Annotated in this window: 1 protein-coding gene; it reads right to left on the bottom strand. The window is 67.7% G+C overall.

Translation table 11 applies throughout. The features are described from left to right. The coding region (locus R0J87_RS23120) for a hypothetical protein (protein WP_498889288.1) at positions 1 to 248 on the bottom strand (248 nt) is incomplete at both ends.

Genomic DNA, 248 nt, shown 5'->3' with positions numbered 1-248 from the left:
GCTCGGCCGAGGCGTCGGACAGCTCGAACGCCTGCTCCACCTTCAGGTCCGGCAGGCCCTCGATCTCGAGGATGCGGCCGGAGAAGATGTTCTTCTTGCCCTGCTTGGCCACGGTCAGCAGGCCCTGCTTGATCGCGTACAGCGGGATCGCGTTGACCAGGTCACGCAGGGTCACGCCCGGCTGCATCTGGCCCTTGAAGCGGACCCGCACCGACTCGGGCATGTCCAGCGGCATCACGCCGGTGGCC

Source organism: Halomonas sp. SIMBA_159 (genome assembly GCF_046536035.1).
GTDB lineage: Bacteria > Pseudomonadota > Gammaproteobacteria > Pseudomonadales > Halomonadaceae > Vreelandella > Vreelandella venusta_A.
Note: the sequence above shows the minus strand (reverse complement) of the source record. Positions and strands in the feature narration are given on the sequence as shown.